This window comes from Shewanella sp. (genome assembly GCF_013214165.1).
In the GTDB taxonomy this organism is placed as follows: domain Bacteria; phylum Pseudomonadota; class Gammaproteobacteria; order Enterobacterales; family Shewanellaceae; genus Shewanella.
Genome location: NZ_JABSSM010000002.1, coordinates 46,472 through 65,705, shown reverse-complemented (window position 1 = coordinate 65,705; position 19,234 = coordinate 46,472). Strand labels below are relative to the sequence as shown.

Sequence of the window (19,234 nt, the reverse complement as noted above, 5' to 3'; positions counted from 1 at the left end):
CAAATAAAATTCATATGAGTCATACTCATTCAGTTTCCCGAGACGGCTAGGAAACGCATGTTTTATAGTCACTTCTTATGGTTCGAAGTTTTTACTGCTTAATCTCTAACCTACTTGGTCTTGTTTACATTGGCAACTGTCATTTCATCGATATTGGTCCGATGAGGAATATTATTTTTTATAGAACCATCTTGTTGTTTTGTTGGCGTTTTAACTCTTCTGCTATAGATGGAATATAACATTAGCAGGGCAAAAGCCAGTGCCATGGAAAACCACTGCAGGGCATAGCCTCTGTGTTTCTGTGAGGAAAGTGGTATCGGTGTCCAGGGGTGGGGCAAGTCAATTCCCTCGAGATTATCCGGCTGCAACACGGCAGGAGCCAAGGCTTGACCTAGCAGCTGGCTGATCTCGCCAAGGTTAAGGTTTTGGATACGCTTGGGCCAGCCTGATTCAGGCATTAAGGCCGAGCTCATAGGATTCGCTTGTTTCTGATACAAGCGACCATTCAAGTTGACCTCTTTATCGATGACATCAACATAGGGCAGTATTCGTCTATCTAGGCCAGCAGCAATGAAGCCGAGTTCTACTAGCATCCAAGGGCCATCGGCTGTTATCTGCATGGGCTGTAGTGCTAAATAGCCAACCCTGCCGTTGAAGACCTGATTATCCAACAGGAATATTTGACTCGATGGGGGAGATGCCGAGACCGACAGACGGTAACCCGTGAGCTTATCTGTCGGGGGGAATGAGACCAGCTGTGCATATGATAACGGCGCAGATGACTGGCGATGGGTCAACTCGCTCTGCCATTGCTCTTTCATCTCGGCGCGATCGAGTTGCCAAAAACCGAGTTTCACTAAGATGAGGAACATGATAATAGCAAGCATAGCCAATGCTGCTCTGGTGGCCCATAAATACTGACGGCTACGTCGAGAGAGGCTAGTCATTATTTTCTCTCCTGTGTATTAAGAAGACAGCTAAGCTGCAAAAAAGCTAACTTGACCAAATGGATAAACGGCTCCAGAGTAGCAATAGCGAACCCGTCACGAGTGCCCCATGACTCAATATGAGGATGACCGATGAATCTATTAATTATCTTTAAAATCGTCTTAGTACTGCTAGTGCTATTCATTATGTTTAATCTGGCCCGAGCCCTGTTTATCTTGGTGAAAGGTGAGAGTGAGACGCCTGCGAGCCATTTCCTGGGGCGTCGGGTCATCTTCTCTGTGCTGGTGGTGCTATTCATCCTAGTGGCATTAGGCACTGGGATCATCACCCCCAACCCAAGACCTTATTAGTCTAAGACTCATATTCAGACGCAATAATGTTAGCTCCGGTTTAGGAGTTAACATTATTCATATTGAATCTCACCTAGTGACATACATAGAGAAGCGTAGCGGCTCTATCAGAGGACGTAGACGAAGATAAACAAACCCAGCCAGACGACGTCGACGAAGTGCCAATACCAGCTGCCCGCCTGGAAGGCGAAATGCTTATCCGGGGTAAAGTGTCCCTTCAAGACGCGCAAAAATAACACGATCAGGAATACCGTTCCCAGAGTGACGTGCATGCCGTGGAAACCGGTCAACAGGAAGAAGGTATTACCGTAAACTCCAGAGGCCAAGGTTAAGCCCATCTCCTGGTAGGCGTGAATATACTCTTCGACTTGTAACGTCAGAAAACTCATGCCCAGCAAGATGGTGATACCCAGCCAGAAGGTGATTGCCGAGCGTTTACCTTTCTCCAGACTCACGTGAGCCATATGCAGAGTCACAGATGATGTGAGTAGGATGATGGTGTTATACAAGGGCAAGCCTGTCCAGGGCATGGCCTCAGTTTTTGTGCCATCGGGTGTGGTTAATAATGGCCAAACGGCTTCAAATCCCGGCCAGAGTACCTCATTGGTCATGGCATTATTGGAATCACCCCCCAACCAAGGTACAGCAATCATTCTGGCGTAAAGTAGGGCACCGAAAAATGCACCGAAGAACATCACTTCGGAGAAAATAAACCAGCTCATTCCTTGGCGAAAAGACCTGTCCATCTGCTTGGAATAGAGGCCGCTCATCGACTCGGCGATAACGGTTCTGAACCAGCCAAAAATCATAAATATAATCACGGCTATGCCGGTGAGTAAGATGATTCCGCCACTGCCGCCATCGGATTTGAGTTGCTGTACATAACTTCCGGCGCCAAATGCGATAAGGAATAATCCTACTGCCCCTATGATGGGCCACGCACTCTGTGCGGGAACGTAATAGTGTTCGTGCTTAGTTGTCATCTTGCTGCTCCTTGCTCAACTGAACCGACATAACCAGAGTCGGTGATGTTGTAGAGGGTATAAGAGAGAGTTAATGTGGTTATGGAATCGGGAAGAGCCGGATCCACGAAGAAAATAAGTGGCAGCTCGGCACTTTCTTTGGCCATTAGCCTCTGCTGGTTGAAGCAGAAACACTCGGTTTTATTGAAGTAAGCGGCTCCCAGTCCAGGTGAGACCGAGGGGATGGCCTGGCCGATGGTATCCTTTAGAGACAGGTTCTTGGCATTGAAGTTAGTGCGGATCAGCTCTCCGGGATGCACCTGCATGCGTTTGACTTCAGGCGTGAACTCCCAAGGCATATCACTCTGTATCTGCGCCATAAATTCTATGGTAATGGTGCGACTCTCATCTATGGTGATCGGCTTGTAAGTGCTAGCGCTGTTCTGGGTCTTGCCATTGATGCCCAATTGTTCGCAAAGCACATCGTATAAGGGCACCAAGGCGAAGCCGAAGCCGAACATGCCCACAGCAGCAGCGATCAGCATGCCGATGAGTCTTCGATTAGACTTACCCTGCTTAGTGCTCATCGCTACTTTATCTCGGGTGGTGTAGTGAATGAGTGATAGGGGGCCGGGCTAGGCAGTGTCCATTCTAAGCCTTCGGCGCCTTCCCAAGGTTTCGCCGCTGCTTTTTCGCCACCGCGTATACACTTGATGACCAGCGCGAGGAAGATAAACTGCGATAGTCCGAAGGCGAAGCCGCCTATGGAAACTATCTGATTAACATCGGCAAATTGCACTGCATAATCGGGAATTCGTCTTGGCATGCCCGCTAAGCCTAAGAAATGCATAGGGAAGAAGAGCACGTTGACCGATATTACCGAACACCAAAAATGTATCTTGCCTAGCCTCTCGTCATACATGTTACCGGTCCACTTCGGCAGCCAGTAATAAGCGGCTGCCATGATGGAGAAGATGGCACCTGTTACCAGCACATAGTGGAAATGTGCCACCACGAAATACGTATCATGGTATTGGAAGTCTGCCGGGGTGATGGCCAGCATCAGGCCCGAGAATCCGCCTATGGTGAAGAGTATGATGAAGGCGATGGCGAACAGCATTGGTGTCTCGAAGGTGAGGGAGCCTCGCCACATAGTCGCCACCCAGTTGAACACTTTCACCCCAGTGGGCACCGCGATCAACATGGTGCAATACATGAAAAACAGCTCGGCGAATACCGGCATACCTGTGGTGAACATGTGGTGTGCCCAGACAAGAAATGACAGTATTGCTATGCTAGATGTGGCGTAAACCATAGAGGAGTAGCCAAACAGCTTCTTACGGCTGAAGGTGGGCACTATGGCCGAGATGATACCGAAGGAAGGTAAGATCATGATGTACACTTCTGGATGGCCGAAGAACCAGAAGATATGCTGGAACATCACAGGATCGCCGCCACCTGCGGCATCGAAGAAGCTGGTGCCGAAGTATTTGTCCGTGAGCACCATGGTCACTACACCTGCTAAAACAGGCATCACGGCAATCAGGAGGAAGGCGGTGATCAACCAGGTCCAGACAAACAGTGGTAGCTTCATCCAGGTCATGCCAGGAGCACGCATATTCACTATGGTCACGATCACATTGATCGCTCCCATGATGGAGCTTATTCCCATGATATGAATAGAGAAAACAAATAGCGCCGTGCTGTCAGGACTGTAAGTGGTCGACAGCGGCGCGTAGAAGGTCCAGCCAAAGTTAGGTCCGCCTCCTTCCATAAATAATGAGCTAAGCAGGATGGTGAACGCAAAGGGTAAGATCCAAAAACTCCAGTTGTTCATCCTAGGTAGCGCCATGTCCGGCGCGCCTATCATCATAGGTATCAACCAGTTTGCCAACCCAGTGAAGGCTGGCATGACGGCTCCAAACACCATGATCAGCCCATGGACTGTGGTCATCTGATTGAAAAAATTAGGCTCTATCAGCTGTAGTCCTGGTTGAAATAGTTCAGCGCGTATCACCATAGCCATGGCGCCACCGGTGAGGAACATGATAAAACTGAACCAGAGGTAGAGGGTGCCTATGTCTTTATGATTGGTGGTGAACAGCCAACGTTTAATCCCCGAAGGGTGTTGTTGGTGCTCATGCTCATCATGGTGATCACTGGTCGCTTCGATCTGGCCGATTTCCATATTGGGTTCCGCCTCGCGGGTTAAAGTATTCATATTGCCTCTCTATTGGCCATGCTGACTGACATCAGCAGCCTGAACCGTATCGCCGGTATTATTGTCCCAAGCGTTACGTTCATAAGTAATCACTGCGGCAATCTCTTGTGCGGTTAATTGCTTGCCAAAAGCCTGCATCGCAGTGCCCGCCTTCCCATTGATAACCATCTCTAAGTGATCCGTTAATGGTCCTGTGGTGATTGGGCTAGCTTTCATTGGCGGGAATACGCCGGGTAAACCCATGCCGTTAGGTTGATGGCATGCAGCACAGCGAGACATGTACACCTGTTCACCTTGGGCCATGAGCTCATTCATGGAGAGGGACCGACTCAAGGAGGCTTGTGCCTCTGCTGCGGCTGTGCTGGCTTGATTTTTTTGTGCGGCAACCCAGATATCGAAATCGGCTTGGCTCAGGGCCTCGACCACGATTGGCATGAAGCCATGATCTTTACCACAGAGCTCGGCACACTGGCCGCGATAGGTACCCGGGATATTGATACGCGTCCATGCTTCATTGATGAAACCTGGGTTAGCATCTTTCTTGACCGCAAATGCCGGAACCCACCAGGAATGGATCACATCTTCTGATGTCATCAGGAAGCGAACTTTTTTATTGATGGGAAGCACTAAGGGTTTGTCGACTTCGAGGAGATAGTGCTCTCCCTTCTCCTCGGTGCCCTCTATCTGTTCTCTCGGGGTTGAGAGTAAGCTGTAGAATTCTATATCTTGATCGAAATAGCTGTAATGCCATTTCCATTGAGAGCCGGTGATCTTGATGGTGATGTCGGCATCACTAGAATCTTCCATGGCGATTAGGGTCTTAGTCGCCGGAATAGCCATAACAATGAGTATGATGAAAGGTGCAATGGTCCAGGCTATCTCGACCTTGGTACTTTCGTGGAAATTGGCTGCTACTGCCCCCTTAGACTTTCGGTGATTGATCATGGAATAGATCATCACGCCGAAAACTACCACACCTATGGCGCAACAGATATACAAGATGATCATGTGCAGGTTGTATACCTGTCCACTGATATCCGTGACACCCTTGGTCATATTAAGGGGCATTGCTGATGCCAAAACGTAAGGCGTAAACAGCAACGCCAGAAAAATATACAACATTCGCTTCACTAGACTTCTCCTCTGTCAAAAATTAAGACAAAGAAGAGTCACACAGTAAGTCTCTGCTCTATGCAAACTCTTCAGTTCCCAAAAAAGCAACGATGACTTCAAAGTGCAGTGGCGGTTCACTTGTTATTTTAGTTTGGCAGTCACTTATCTACCAGAGTTAACCACACTCGCACCTACGGCTGAATATATCAGTACCGATTTCAGCGAGGTAAACATCTGGCCTTCCACATATGGCAGGGCTTTACTACGCCGACTACTAAATCGTTTGGATATAACAAATTATCGTTGTTATATCTCTAACTTACTTGGTGTTGAAATATTGATCAAGATCACTTTTAATGAATTTTTTAAATAATTCGAATAAAAATCAGCTACAAAAAAGTCCCTTGCGGGACTTAAATAATCATTTTCAATTCGTTAAATAGACAGGAAATTAGTGCAGAGAGCCAAATAAACAGGCCTGGCTGAAGTGAGTATCGGTATGGCTATGGGCTTTAGCATGTAAGTGACTATTCGCATCTTCGATGACAACGCCAAGGGCGCGAGCGCTCTTTTCTACCAGTCTGAGTCGGCGGTTATCACGGGAATCTAAGACCTGAGTCCAGCAGATCACAGCACTGGATGTACCACTTATGAGTGCTTTTTCCATGGCCCATAAGGTTTCGACTTCGTCTTTAGCATGAACCAAGAGGACGCGGTCCATCCTAACACCGGCTTCGGTTAACATCTGCTTGTAGCCGATGTTGGGAGGACTGATCAATACGATCCATTGCCCCTGATGGCTCAATGTGGCGAGCCGATTACTCACCTTTTTCAGTTCCACCCGTCCCTGAGTCTGGGTACTTACTGTGGTGATACTGCCACACTCTTGGGCGATGGACGATTGGTCAAGGGGATTGGTCCATAAACCTGGGTGTCTAGGGCTATTGCCGATTAAATTTTTCATTACCAAGCTCCTTCGCCTATGTGGGATTTTATCTATTGCCATTTGCCGTTACGGATCACGCCGACTGCCAGACCCTCGATACTCAGGCTCTGACTGGTGAGATCGACCACTATCGGTGCATAATCTTCATTTTCAGCATGGAGATAAACCATGCTGCCCTTTTTCTCGAAGCGTTTTACTGTGACATCGTCTTCCACTCTAGCCACAACAATTTGACCATTCTTAGCTTGTGAAATCTTATGTACTGCGAGTAGATCACCCTCTAGGATGCCGATATTTTTCATGCTGTCGCCGCGTACCCTAAGTAGAAAGTCGGCACAGGGACGAAACATGCTTGGGTCGACCTTATAATGTTGTTCTATATGTTCCTGGGCGAGGATGGGCTCACCTGCGGCAACCTGGCCGATCAATGGTAAGCCTAAATCTTCTGGCTCCGCAGCTTGGGTGAGTCGGATGCCACGGGATGTACCGGGAATGATCTCGATGCGACCTTTCTTGGCCAGTGCCTTAAGATGCTCTTCTGCAGCATTAGCGCTCTTGAAACCTAGGCGCTTAGCAATTTCGGCTCGAGTCGGAGGCATCCCAGTATCGGAAATATTACGCTTGATGAGTTCTAGGATCTCGGCTTGTCTTGGTGTCAAAGGTCTCATGATGAATCCTGTCTTTTTATACAGTTACTGTTAGTATATACAGTAACCCGGTCAGTGCAAGGATTAACCAAGCTTATTGTTAGGCTCGTGGCTGCCTCTGTGCCTACTTTCTTCTTATTCTTGGTAGTAATATGTAGTAAATCATAAATAAATTATAAATAAATCATAAATAAATAGTAAGAATAGCCTTGCTTAAATAGAGGGTTTGAGTATGACTTACTAGTATTACTTCTTATTATTTTATTTACGTAAGAGTCCAGTTAAGATTTTAGAAATAATGTTAAGGGTAATGTTAAATTCATGTCTTAATAAATTATATCCCTGCTAACTTCTATGTCGTAACCATAATCATTATCGAATTTTGTTCAATCTCATCATGTCTGACACTCGAAAGATCTTGAGTTACTTTTCATGCATGCATAGCCCAAATAGCTAATTTATATGATTGTGAATATGTTCCTGCTTTATCATGATCTGCAATTAACATATCGAGTGGTGCCGCGGCCTAGTGTCACGTCATTGTTTTATGTTGCTGCTCTAGAGTTTTACTGTATCACGTTGGTTTAATAGGTGTTTTAATGTTTTATGGTGAGTTTTAATGAGCATGTAGCGACTGCTTTTCAGGCTGTAGCATGTATGTAGAATCATATAAGATGAAACTGTATGTAAATGCTAGATCTAAAAAACACTAGTATATAGTTAATCTGAACTCCATTTTAAATAGAATTTAATAAGTTTAGCTGCATTGTGCATGGTTACAGTTAGGAACATTTGTGAAGTCACACCTATTAGTTGTTAGTTATAAAGTTAGGTAGGGTAATAACAAGTCTGTTTGTCATTCCGCTTGAAATACTTGCTGGCCGACAGTTTTTATTTATTTCATTGTCATTTATTAACCTCGTTATTTAATACCTTTAGGCCCTTCCGCTGTTAACATATGATTCAATTTGTATCGCAGCGGTGTTTTTATTTGACGGTTAAGTTATTTTTTAATAGTTTTGCTTTATCAAAATGTAAATAACTATTTATTTTAAGTTGAGGCTAAAGTTAGTTCACTAAAATAACCGATAGTTCTCGCTGCTCAATACTGAGCATAGGGTCAATCGCTCCATACAAGTTCAAGAAGCTGAGCGATGAAAGGAAACTTGTTGGATAACCAAGCTCAGCAATAAATTGAGGGTGTAAATTCAAACGAAATCTATTCTAGAAAGGAATACCCATGAAAAGGAATATCAAGATGAAAAACAGACTGAAAACCCCTTTGCGCGCCGCCTTTTTTGCCGGCACCTTGGCAGCAATATCTATGCAGGTCAGCGCCGCAGATGATATCTATTCCGATATTGACCATGGCACCCCAATACCGCCGTTACAGACGCAAATAATAGAGGATGGTGTGGGTGGAGTGTGGAAGGTACTTAAAAAATCACTGCCTTTCACCTTTAATGCAGGCAAGGCGCCAGGCTTATTAACTTCAGTGGCTGGAATTCTTGAAGCTCTCTTAGTTCCGCTGACCAATCTGCTTATCGAAATTTCTATCGTAAACGGCGACCACTTAGAGTTCTTGACCTACCTGCCGCCCAATTTCAATAACAACGCCTTCTCCATCTCTGTCTACGACGTGTACAACACCACAGGCAAGTTCACTGGCGAGCTGAAAAGCGAAACCGACGATGTGCTGTTCCAAGTCAAGGTCTATCCAGAATTCTCCGCTAACCAGCCTACTACTTATAAGCTCAAGAACCTGGAAAACCTCCATTTCCCCGTCAGTGGCACTATCCAGAACATGGTATTGGAGTTCTATAATGCCGATGGAAGTCAACTTATCGAGAGTCTAGTGCTGCCGGCAAAGACAAACAACAAGGATTTTGGCATCACCTTGGCCAAGACCAAGAATGGCAGCAACATCTATTATCTGAAAAAGGAAACGCGCCACCATATCACCAACCTATACACCATCGAAAAACTGCTCGATCCCCTATTTGAATATTTGGCATCAGATCGGGACACAGTGGAGAAGCGACTAGCCGGCATGGATCCTTGGCGAGCGGCCTCGTTTGAGCATTTCGTGTGGATGAATGCAAAAGCTAGCAACAAGTCGGAGCTCTCCAGCCATCCTGAGTACTACAATGGCAACGTCTATGACGCTAACTACATACTCAGCCTCTGGCAGGATCCCAGTTGGCAGATACGTGGTAATTCGGTCTACAACTATGGTGAAGTTTATTACTCCGACTTCATCAGCAATGCCAGTGTCACCGAAGATCGTGGCCTGATGCTAGGCGAAGGTGGCCAGGCTAACTACCAACTCTATATTCCCAAAGCGGGAACTTACGGTTTTAGTTTCCACTTCACCAACAGTGAAGAGCAGCAAGTGACAGTGTTTAACCCGATGACCGAGGAGCTTGTCTACAGCGTGACGCTGCCGGCATCTGGCGATGGTCAGCCACAGGCAAGTGATACCCGTCAGGTCGAGCTGGAGCTTGAGAAAGGACTGCTGTTCCTAGAGCTTAACGCCGACAACGTCGAGGTGGACGGCATTTATTACAAGTTTCTGCGCAATGATGCCGAGAACAGTCAGGCTTATCTAGAGGCCCGACACGACTTTATTCGAAGAGAAGTCATCAACGCCGGGTTCTATATGGATGAAGGTAATGCCACGCCTTTGCATGAGGAGTCGATTGAATATGGGCTAGCGCAGGCCAACTGGCTACTCGACGAGAGTATCATTCCAGGTATTAACGATTTGACCGTACTCGGCTATGATCTGGCCGATCCTCTGATGTTGGATATCAGCGACAGAGTCATGGCGTTAGAGAAGAGTATAAAACGCACCAGGACCAACCTGCAGTTCGTACGGACAGGTACCGTCTCCATCGAAGCGGAAGACTACGCCGAAAGCTATAACACAGAGGACAAAGGTGACTTCTTGCGCTTCGGACTCGATGGTGCGATGCCTGTTGCAGGCTATGATGTGCACATCCCCAAGGCGGGTAACTACCAATTCTACTACCGCGTCGCCAAAGATAATCAGCTCGACGGAGATGGCTTCAGCATCAGGGTAAACTTCCAATATCAAGATGATGTAGCCATAGCGCCCAGTCAAGGGGAATTCTCTCTGCAGGCAGGCTTTACCATATATCTAGATGAAGGTGAGGCAGGGTTCCAATTGTATGGTTATGCTGCCGAGTTCGATCTAGATAATATAGAGCTGCATTATCTAGACTAGTCAATAAGGTAAAGGCAAGGCTTTCTATCCTATCCAAATAGAAAGGCCTATTTCAGCGAAATGTACGGATTGTCCCTCCCGAGTGAATTAGCTAGGGAGGGTAATCTGTTTCTTTCGTAACAGCATATAAGCTATCATCAATAATAAACACACGTTTAATTAAATAAAATAACCTCGTAACACCAAAGCATCTATCGGCAATCACCATGATTTTATCATTATCAGAAATAATATAAACAATGTGAATGACTCATGGTGGCTTATATGAGTAATGGTCATCACAATTTAACATCGCCTAGTTACATATGTCTGAAATCAGTAATAGGTTGAAGTTGTTTAACTGAATGCTATGTCTGAATAGTTAACTTGTATTATTGTTAAATAAGATACTTCCATATAATTTATAATGTGAAGATATTAGGTGGTGGCTGGACCTAGGTTACTTCAAGTTAACGATAATCAATCGATTATCATTTTACTTGATACTTTTAATGTTGGGTTGGAGTCAGGTTTTATGAGTTTGTAACTTTGGTTGCCGGCTATTCATTTAGAATTACAGGTATTACATTCCCATAAAAAACAAAGGCCTATGGCTAGATTGCTTGCATATAACGTATTTTAAAGTTTGGTCAATAAATCTTAATTCATAAAGTTAGTGTTATAAGTTCTGAGTAACTTTGAGTTGCCACCTATTAATAATCAATCTAATATAATTTATGCAATATCAATTGAGTACATTGTTTCGCTTGAGAACTTGTGATGTCAAGATTTTAGTTTCATTTAACCATACTTTATTAATCGGTTTATATTATATTGCTCCCCCCTATCCCCAATCAACACGTGATTCAATTTGTATCTTTATTGTGTTTTTATTTGACGGCTAAGAGTATTTTAAATAGTGTGACTTAAGTTAAATGTAAATAAGTTTTAATTTAAGTTAACACTGACTATTAGCTTCACTAAAATACCGACAGTTCTCGCTGCTCAATACTGAGCATAGGGGCAATCGGTCCATACAGGTTCAAGAAGTTGAGTGATTAAAGGAGGCTCGTTGGATAACCAAGCTCAGCAATAAATTGAGGGTGTAAATTCAAACGAAATCTATTCTAGAAAGGAATACCCATGAAAAGGAATATCAAGATGAAAAACAGACTGAGAACCCCTTTACGCGCCGCCTTATTTGCCGGTAGCTTGGCAGCAATATCTATGCAGGCCAGCGCCGCAGATGATATCTATTCCGATATTGACCATGGCACCCCAATACCGCCGTTACAGACGCAAACATCAAATGATATAATAGAAGACTCAATCAGCGGATCCTGGCGGATACTCCTGAGCACTCTGCCTTTCAACTTTGGCTTAAGCGGAGGGCCCGGCTTAATATCTGTGATCGGCATGGTTATGGAAGGACTCTTAAAACCCCTAAGTGACTTTTTGAATGAAGCCAGTATCGAAAACGGCGGTTACATAGAGTACCTGACCTACCTGCCGCCACACTTCGATAACAACGCCTTCTCTATTTCTGCCTTCGATGCTTACAACACCAATGGCAAGTTCGATGGATATCTGCGAAGTACAACTGACGATGTGCTGTTTCAGGTTAAGGTCTATGCGGAATTCTCCGCCAACAAGCCTACCACCTACAAGCTAAAGAACCTGGAGAACATTCATATTCCAGTGAATGGTAGTGTTCAAAACATGGTACTGGAGTTCTATAACGCCGATGCTAGTCAGCTTATCGAGAGCCTAGTGCTACCGGCTAAGGCGAACAACAAGGACTTTGGCATCACCTTGGCCAAGACCAAGGGCGGCAGTCACGTCAAGTACCTGAAAAAGGACGATCGCTACCATATCAAGAACACTTACACCGTAGATAATCTGCTCAATTCTCAATACGAACAACCTGTATATCTTAGGTCAGAAATTGAATCTCGCTTAGACGCACTCACGGACCGTGCAGTAGCGGACATGTACGAATTTTTCTTGTGGCAGAGATCGAAAGATAGCAGTAAGGCGGAGATCTCTAGCCACCCTGAGTTCTACAATGGCAACGTCTATAGCAGTGACTATATCCTCAGCCAATGGCAGGATCCCCGTTGGTTGATACGCGCAAATTCTGTCTATCACTATGGTGAAATTTATTACTCCGACTTCACTAACAATGCCACAGTTACCGAAGATCGTGGCCTGATGCTAGGCGAAAGTGGCCAGGCCAACTACCAGCTATATATCCCTAAGACGGGGACTTATTCTCTTAGCTTTCGCTTCACCAACAGCGAAGAGCAGCAAGTGACAGTGTTTAACCCACTGACCGACGAGCTTGTCTACAGCGTGACGCTGCCTGCATCCAGTGATGGTCAGCCACAGTCAAGTAATACCCGTTCGGTAGAGCTGGAATGGGATGAAGGACTGCTGTTCCTAGAGCTTAACGCCGACAACGTCGAGGTGGACGCCATTCACTACACGTATTTGCGCAATGACGTCGAGGACAGTCAGGCCTATCTGGAGGTCCAACATGAATTTATCCGATTGGAAGTAGCTAACGCCATGCACTACTTGGATATTGCTAATGCAGAACCCTTGGAAAAGGATGCCATTGAATATGGCCTAGCACAGGTCAACTTTTTACTCGACTATAGCATCATCCCCAAGATGCAGGATTTGAGCTTACTCGGCTATGATCCGGCCGATCCGCTGATGATGGATATCGCTAACATGGTCACTGAGTTAGAAGCCTATAGAGAAGTGACCAAGACCAAGTTGGAGTTCGTGCGGACCGGCATGGTCGTCGTCGAAGCGATAGACTATAACTCATCCTCAGACCCAGACTCTAGCTTAGCGATCCAAGATGACTATCTGATCTATCTTATTCAGGGAGGAGCCAGTGCAGCGTATGACGTGTATATCCCCCAGGCGGGTAACTACCAGTTATCCTATGAGGTCGCCAATGCTGCGCAGGTCGCAGGACAATTTTGGATTATTATCCGTAACAATGACAATCATTATTCTACATTCGAATTTATCTCGGTAGAGCCAAGCCAAGGGGAATTCTCCATGTATACAGGATTTACTGTGTATCTGGAGGAAGGAGAGCATAACTTGACTATGGTGGGTGAGAAGGATAACTACTTAAAGAGTATGGAAGTTAATAACCTAGACTAGTCAATAAGGTAAAAGGCAAGGCTTTCCTATCCAAATAGGGAGGCCTCTACCGAGGTGTAAGTTAGCTGTTTGTTAATCTAATTGGTGCCAACTTTGGGGTTCCATAAGTTATCTGGTATTCTATGCAGTTATTAAGAAGACTCACACTGTATAAGAAAAATGTCAAAAAAAGACTCTCTTTGGTATCAATCCTTACGTTGGATTCAGAAAAAGCTGGTACAAACAGTAGTAGTGCCCCATGACCCCTTCGCCGATCTCAACTTAGATCCAGATAAACCTGTGGTTTATGTGATGAAGACTGAATCTCTCAGCGACATAGCTTCCTTAAGTGAAATCACCAATAAGTATGGACTGCCAAGCCCCTATGATGAGCTGGTTGTCGATGGTGAGCACACGCCCAGAGTGGTGTGTCTGGAAGGTGCCAAGCCGCTATTTGGTCAAAGAGAAAGCAACGAGTTCTTCTTAAATAGCTTTATGGATCTGCTCAAGGTTCATAGGCAGAAGCCTGAGCTGGACATACAGTTAGTGCCGGTGAGTCTCTACTGGGGGCGGACGCCAGGTAAAGAGGACGATACCATGAAGGCGGCGGTGCTTGAGCGTCAGAATCCGACCTGGCTGCGAAAATGCCTGATGATCCTTTTCCTGGGCCGACATAATTTCGTGCAATTTTCTAATGCCGTCTCAATTCGTTATATGGCCGATGAACACGGCACCGACAAACGAATTGCTCACAAACTGGCCCGCGTAGCTCGAGTTCACTTCAGTCGTCAACGTAAGGTCATGACTGGACCTGTTTTGCCTAAACGTCAGGTGCTATTTCAAGATCTGTTAAATTCAGAGTCCCTGAAGAAGGCGATTCTGGAGGAAGCCTCGAGCAAGAAAATCTCCGAAGTCGAGGCCAGAGCCAAGGCGATGGAGTATCTCGATGAAGTCGCGGCTGATTACTCCGAGAGCTTTGTGCGCATCGCCGAGCGTTTCTTGGCCTGGCTGTGGAATAAGCTCTACAAGGGCATCAATATAAAAGGTGCCGAGCAGGTAAGGCAGCTACATCATGATGGTCATGAGATCATCTATGTGCCTTGTCACCGAAGTCATATGGACTACCTACTATTGTCTTATATTCTTTATTATGAAGGCATGGTCCCACCGCACATAGCCGCGGGTATCAACCTCAATTTCTGGCCTGCCGGGCCCATGTTCCGCCGTGGCGGAGCCTTCTTCATTCGCCGTAGTTTCAGGGGCAACAAGCTCTATACGGCGGTGTTTCGTGAATATCTAGATCAGTTGTTCACTAAAGGTTACGCGGTAGAATATTTCACCGAAGGTGGGCGTTCGCGCACCGGACGTCTGCTCGCACCTAAGACTGGCATGATCGCCATGACACTTAATAGTGTGCTGCGTGGTATGGAAAGGCCGGTAACTCTAGTGCCAGTGTACCTAGGTTATGATCATGTGATGGAGGTCGCCACCTATCATAAAGAACTCAGCGGCAAGAAGAAAAAGAAAGAGTCTGTTTGGCAGCTTTTTGGCGCGCTGCGTAAGCTAGGTAACTTCGGTCAAGGCTATGTGAATTTTGGTCAACCCATCACCCTAGATACCTATCTGGACCAGCAGATACCCGGTTGGAAGCAGGAGATAGCCAAAGATCCTGAGCAGAAGCCGAAGTGGCTGACACCTGTGGTGAATTCCTTAGCTAATCGGGTTATGACAAATATTAACGATGCTGCTGCGGTGAGTTCGGTGACTCTGACAAGCCTGGTCTTGCTGGCCTCAGAACAACATGCCTTGGAGCGTTCACAGCTTGAGAAGCAGTTAGATCTGTATTTAAAATTGCTCAAAGATCTGCCCTATACCGAGTTTACCTCGGTACCCGAAGGTAATGGCGAGATACTGGTACAGCAAGGTCTAGAGCTAAAGAAATTTAAGCTAGATAGCGATCCGCTAGGGGATATCATCTCCATAGAGGATAGCCTCGCTGTGGCTATGACCTATTACCGTAACAATATCATTCATCTCTTGATTGTTCCTTCGCTGATTGCCAGCTGTTTGACCCAGCATGAGCATGCCACCAGAGACGATATTGTCGCTACGGTAAAAGATTTCTACCCCTTACTTAAAGCCGAGTTGTTTATGGGTATTGAGGACATAGAAACGCATGTTACCCAAGTTCTGGATCTCTTTATTGCACAGGGGCTAGTGACCGAATCCGGATGTTTCTCGCCGGTAGAGAGTCAGGTCAACCAGCTGGTACTGCTTGCGGGCACCGTGAGTGAGACTATGCAACGTTATGCCATCATATTTAATCTGTTGGCAGTCTGCCCTAAGATGGAGCGCTCCGAGCTTGAGCGCGAGAGTCATAGATTGGCACAGAGACTGGGTGCGCTCCATGGCATCACGGCGCCTGAATTTTATGATAAGAAGCTCTACGGCACCCTGAGTGTCAAGCTAAAAGAGCTAGGTTATATATTAGATAGCGACAAGAGAGGTGAAGTCGAACGAATTAGACTGCGAGCCAATGGCTTGCTGCGTTCATCTGTCAGACAAACCATAGAAGATAGCGTCGCTGCGGAGCACAAGGCGTAATGGCAAATCATATGAATGCGGCTAAGCGTGGGGCTGAGCGTCGTTCCCTGCTTGGTGGAGCCATGATCATTGCCGGAACCGCAGTGGGGGCTGGCATGTTTTCTCTGCCGGTCGTTGGCGCTGGAATGTGGTTCAGCTATTCGATAGCCATGCTGATCTGCGTCTGGTTCTGTATGTTGGTTTCGGGCCTGCTACTGCTGGAAACTAACTTACATTTCGAGCCAGGAGCGAGTTTCGATACCTTGACTCGTGAGACCTTAGGTAATTTTTGGCGAATAGTGAACGGTCTATCCATCGCCTTCGTGCTCTACATCTTAGCCTACGCTTATATCAGTGGTGGCGGTTCCATCGTTAATCATAGCCTCGAGGCGGCCGGGATCGAGCTGCCCCAGAGCGTGGCGGGTTTGGTCTTCGCCTTAGGTTTGGCATTCGTCGTATTGATCAGTACCAAGGCGGTAGATAGGATCACGACTATCATGCTGGGTGGCATGATCATTACCTTCTTCCTTGCCGTGGGCAACTTACTGATAGATATCGATACCGTGAAGCTGTTTAAGCCCGATGGTGAAGAGACATATCTGCCATATCTGTTGGCTGCGTTACCGTTCGGCCTGGTGAGCTTCGGTTATCACGGTAATGTGCCTAGTCTGGTTAAATATTACGGCAAGGATTCAGCCACGATTATCAAGGCGATCGTCTTAGGTACCCTGATAGCGTTTGTCATCTATGTCTGTTGGTTGATCGCAACCATGGGCAACATACCCAGAAGCGAGTTTGTCGATATCATAGCTCAGGGTGGTAACATGGGAGTCTTGGTCGGCGCCCTGTCCGGGGTGATCACCAGTGACTGGCTGACCAGCATGCTGACCCTGTTTGCCAACTTAGCCGTCGCTTCGTCCTTCCTCGGGGTGACCTTAGGTCTGTTCGATTATCTTGCGGATCTGTTTGGCTTCGACGAGTCTCGTTCGGGTCGTTTGAAGACGGCTACGGTCACGTTTGTGCCGCCGACAGTATTAGGCTTGCTCTTCCCCGATGGATTTCTGATAGCGATCGGCTTCGCCGCGCTTGCGGCAACGATATGGGCGGCAATTGTACCAGGCTTGATGGCACATAGAGTGAGAAAGATGTATCCCCAACATGAGGGTTTCAGAGTGCCAGGAGGCACGCCCGTGATCGCCATAGTGATCTTATTTGGCATCATCACCGGAGCCTGCCATCTTCTAGTGATGGCAGATCTGTTACCTGTGTTTGGCTAAACTAACTGCGAATTATTAACTATCAGAGCCCTCAGTTTGGTATTACTGAGTCATACCAATCAAGATAACAACAAGAAGACCTTGTATTGAAGATCACCCAAGCCGAGCGAGATGCCGTCTACAAAACCATTTTCAATCGTCGTGATGTCAGGGCCGAGTTTAAGTCCGATCCCATCCCGGATGACGTACTCAAACGCATCCTCACCGCGGCTCATCATGCCCCTAGCGTGGGTTTCATGCAGCCATGGGATTTTGTGATTGTCAGAAGCGAGCAGACTAAGCAAAAATTAAAACAGGGTTTTATTCAGGCTAATACAGAGGCTGAAGCGCTGTTTGAAGGGGAGCGCAAACAGCAATATCGTGCGCTCAAGCTTGAGGGGATTCTGGAGGCGCCGATCGGTATCTGCGTCACCTGCGATAGAACAAGAAGCGGCCCTCTGGTATTAGGTCGCACCACGAATTTAGATATGGATCTCTATAGCTCAGTTTGTGCGGTACAGAATTTGTGGCTTGCCGCCCGCGCCGAAAACATAGGTGTCGGTTGGGTGAGTATCATACATGATGATGTATTGCACCAGACCTTAGGTATTCCGGAACATATCGTGCCCATCGCCTATCTCTGCCTGGGATATGTGAATCATTTCTATGATCAACCAGAGCTGGAGAAACGTGGCTGGCTCAAACGTCAGAGCCTAGACGCCCTCATCCATGAAGAGCAATGGCAACCCAAGACAAGATAAATAGCTCTATGGGGTTATTCTTTCTAAATATTGTTGTGGGGTGCAGTTTCTGGACCGTTTGAATGCCCTGCTGAAGCTGTGTGTATTGGCGTAGCCCAGTAATTGGGCTATCTCCACGATAGATTTATTAACCAGCATATATTTGATCGCTTGATGACTAAGAATATAGCCGCATATGCTAGTAAAGTTAAAACCATGGTTCTGCAATTTTCGTTGTAGCTGCTGTCTGGAAATATTAAATAGCCCTGCGACACTGTCTACCGTGGGTAAGCCGTAAAATCTGGCGTAGTTTACCATCTCAAACAGCACCTTAGGGGTATCGTGGGGCTGGGGCATGTCCAGATATTGTTCGAACAGTGAACGGGGCAGGGAGACAGTGCTGTTTTCTGCCAGCAGTGAACTTGCCTGCTGTACCAATGCGTCGCTACTTAGCCAGATCTCCGTTTGGGGCGCATTCCAGATGATGGGACAATCGAATAACGACTCTGCGGCCTGTTTCCCCACCGTTGGGCCGCTGATGTGCAACTGCAGCGGTCGAAAGTCATCACCCAAGAAATGTTTCAATGCATTGAACAACATGATGGCGACTCGCAGCGAGTCATGGGTCTTTTGTTGATTAAATGCATAAGGGTTTCGGTAACACCACTTGATGATATTCCCCGACAGTGTGATGTAGTAGCTGGCCCCTGAGTGGAAACTGGCGATGCCATAATTGATACGCCGCACACTCATAGCCAGATCTGTGGTTGCCAGGAAACGGATCCCCGGGACATCCAAGCGCGAAAAATCCAGATGTTGGGCTATCTTGATCATATAAGCCGGATCTTCGCTGAGTCGCTCGATCCGCTCTAACCAGATACAGACCTGGCCGAAAGGGATCAGTGCCATGGGCTCGGCCAGCAGGGCCCGAGGAATGTTCAAATCTTGGCTGTTTATGCCATATATCTGCTCCACTCCGGTAAAAACGGTACTAATGTAACAGGCTCGAATGAATGAGGTATCTATGTTCATGGGCATGATTCAAGGTTGTGAGTGGCTGATTAAATCATTTTTAATCAT

13 protein-coding genes and 1 pseudogene are annotated in these 19,234 nt (G+C 46.6%); 6 read left to right on the top strand and 8 right to left on the bottom strand.

The window, feature by feature from the left end; all coding sequences use genetic code 11:
• Nucleotides 1-110: 110 nt before the first annotated feature.
• Nucleotides 111-947 (bottom strand): SURF1 family protein, encoded by an 837-nt coding sequence (locus HRU42_RS01020; RefSeq protein WP_295028168.1) that lies wholly within the window; start codon nucleotides 945-947, stop codon nucleotides 111-113.
• A gap of 132 nt (nucleotides 948-1,079) precedes the next feature.
• On the opposite strand from HRU42_RS01020, the gene HRU42_RS01015 reads away from it, so the two are divergent.
• The gene (locus tag HRU42_RS01015; protein ID WP_295028166.1) at nucleotides 1,080-1,298 is read left to right on the top strand and encodes a DUF2909 domain-containing protein; all 219 of its coding nucleotides are present in this window, start codon (nucleotides 1,080-1,082) and stop codon (nucleotides 1,296-1,298) included.
• 107 nt (nucleotides 1,299-1,405) lie between these two features.
• On the opposite strand, the gene HRU42_RS01010 is transcribed toward HRU42_RS01015, so the two are convergent.
• From HRU42_RS01010 to lexA, 6 genes and pseudogenes are all read right to left on the bottom strand, one after another.
• Nucleotides 1,406-2,281 (bottom strand): cytochrome c oxidase subunit 3, encoded by an 876-nt coding sequence (locus tag HRU42_RS01010; RefSeq protein WP_295028164.1) that lies wholly within the window; start codon nucleotides 2,279-2,281, stop codon nucleotides 1,406-1,408.
• On the bottom strand, nucleotides 2,278-2,847 hold the full coding sequence (locus HRU42_RS01005) for a cytochrome c oxidase assembly protein (protein ID WP_295028162.1): 570 nt from the start codon (nucleotides 2,845-2,847) through the stop codon (nucleotides 2,278-2,280). The genes HRU42_RS01010 and HRU42_RS01005 overlap by 4 nt, the downstream gene beginning before the upstream one ends.
• A 2-nt stretch (nucleotides 2,848-2,849) precedes the next feature.
• The gene (gene ctaD, locus HRU42_RS01000) at nucleotides 2,850-4,481 is read right to left on the bottom strand and encodes a cytochrome c oxidase subunit I (RefSeq protein ID WP_295028160.1); all 1,632 of its coding nucleotides are present in this window, start codon (nucleotides 4,479-4,481) and stop codon (nucleotides 2,850-2,852) included.
• Between the two features lie 18 nt (nucleotides 4,482-4,499).
• Nucleotides 4,500-5,612: pseudogene (coxB, locus tag HRU42_RS00995) on the bottom strand (cytochrome c oxidase subunit II); the annotation flags it as partial.
• 433 nt (nucleotides 5,613-6,045) lie between these two features.
• On the bottom strand, nucleotides 6,046-6,558 hold the full coding sequence (locus tag HRU42_RS00990; RefSeq protein ID WP_295028158.1) for a cell division inhibitor SulA: 513 nt from the start codon (nucleotides 6,556-6,558) through the stop codon (nucleotides 6,046-6,048).
• 32 nt (nucleotides 6,559-6,590) lie between these two features.
• Nucleotides 6,591-7,208, bottom strand: a complete 618-nt coding sequence (gene lexA, locus HRU42_RS00985; protein ID WP_295028156.1) for a transcriptional repressor LexA — start codon at nucleotides 7,206-7,208, stop codon at nucleotides 6,591-6,593.
• A 1,219-nt stretch (nucleotides 7,209-8,427) separates the two neighbouring features.
• On the opposite strand from lexA, the gene HRU42_RS00980 reads away from it, so the two are divergent.
• From HRU42_RS00980 to bluB, 5 genes are all read left to right on the top strand, one after another.
• The gene (locus tag HRU42_RS00980) at nucleotides 8,428-10,434 is read left to right on the top strand and encodes a hypothetical protein (RefSeq protein WP_295028154.1); all 2,007 of its coding nucleotides are present in this window, start codon (nucleotides 8,428-8,430) and stop codon (nucleotides 10,432-10,434) included.
• Between the two features lie 1,122 nt (nucleotides 10,435-11,556).
• A complete protein-coding gene (locus HRU42_RS00975; protein ID WP_295028153.1) occupies nucleotides 11,557-13,596 on the top strand; it encodes a carbohydrate-binding protein in 2,040 nt (679 codons plus the stop codon).
• 159 nt (nucleotides 13,597-13,755) lie between these two features.
• Nucleotides 13,756-16,179: a glycerol-3-phosphate 1-O-acyltransferase PlsB gene (plsB, locus tag HRU42_RS00970; RefSeq protein ID WP_295028151.1), complete on the top strand. Its 2,424-nt coding sequence runs from the start codon at nucleotides 13,756-13,758 to the stop codon at nucleotides 16,177-16,179.
• Nucleotides 16,179-17,435 carry a tryptophan permease gene (gene mtr, locus HRU42_RS00965; protein ID WP_295028149.1) on the top strand — a complete coding sequence of 419 codons (1,257 nt, stop codon included), beginning with the start codon at nucleotides 16,179-16,181 and terminating at the stop codon, nucleotides 17,433-17,435. Before plsB ends, mtr begins: the two co-directional genes overlap by 1 nt.
• A gap of 86 nt (nucleotides 17,436-17,521) precedes the next feature.
• Nucleotides 17,522-18,175, top strand: a complete 654-nt coding sequence (bluB, locus tag HRU42_RS00960) for a 5,6-dimethylbenzimidazole synthase (RefSeq protein WP_295028148.1) — start codon at nucleotides 17,522-17,524, stop codon at nucleotides 18,173-18,175.
• A 6-nt stretch (nucleotides 18,176-18,181) separates the two neighbouring features.
• Here bluB and HRU42_RS00955 read toward each other — a convergent pair whose 3' ends face one another.
• Nucleotides 18,182-19,186, bottom strand: coding sequence for an AraC family transcriptional regulator (locus tag HRU42_RS00955; protein ID WP_295028146.1), 1,005 nt, complete (start codon nucleotides 19,184-19,186; stop codon nucleotides 18,182-18,184).
• Between the last annotated feature and the right edge of the window lie 48 nt (nucleotides 19,187-19,234).

Excerpts from the sequence above, each read along its gene's own strand:
- HRU42_RS01020 (WP_295028168.1), bottom strand. The coding sequence starts at position 947 with ATGACTAGCCTCTCTCGACGTAGCCGTCAGTATTTATGGGCCACCAGA.
- HRU42_RS01015 (WP_295028166.1), top strand. The coding sequence starts at position 1,080 with ATGAATCTATTAATTATCTTTAAAATCGTCTTAGTACTGCTAGTGCTA.
- HRU42_RS01010 (WP_295028164.1), bottom strand. The coding sequence starts at position 2,281 with ATGACAACTAAGCACGAACACTATTACGTTCCCGCACAGAGTGCGTGG.
- HRU42_RS01005 (WP_295028162.1), bottom strand. The coding sequence starts at position 2,847 with ATGAGCACTAAGCAGGGTAAGTCTAATCGAAGACTCATCGGCATGCTG.
- ctaD (WP_295028160.1), bottom strand. The coding sequence starts at position 4,481 with ATGAATACTTTAACCCGCGAGGCGGAACCCAATATGGAAATCGGCCAG.
- HRU42_RS00990 (WP_295028158.1), bottom strand. The coding sequence starts at position 6,558 with ATGAAAAATTTAATCGGCAATAGCCCTAGACACCCAGGTTTATGGACC.
- lexA (WP_295028156.1), bottom strand. The coding sequence starts at position 7,208 with ATGAGACCTTTGACACCAAGACAAGCCGAGATCCTAGAACTCATCAAG.
- HRU42_RS00980 (WP_295028154.1), top strand. The coding sequence starts at position 8,428 with ATGAAAAGGAATATCAAGATGAAAAACAGACTGAAAACCCCTTTGCGC.
- HRU42_RS00975 (WP_295028153.1), top strand. The coding sequence starts at position 11,557 with ATGAAAAGGAATATCAAGATGAAAAACAGACTGAGAACCCCTTTACGC.
- plsB (WP_295028151.1), top strand. The coding sequence starts at position 13,756 with ATGTCAAAAAAAGACTCTCTTTGGTATCAATCCTTACGTTGGATTCAG.
- mtr (WP_295028149.1), top strand. The coding sequence starts at position 16,179 with ATGGCAAATCATATGAATGCGGCTAAGCGTGGGGCTGAGCGTCGTTCC.
- HRU42_RS00955 (WP_295028146.1), bottom strand. The coding sequence starts at position 19,186 with ATGAACATAGATACCTCATTCATTCGAGCCTGTTACATTAGTACCGTT.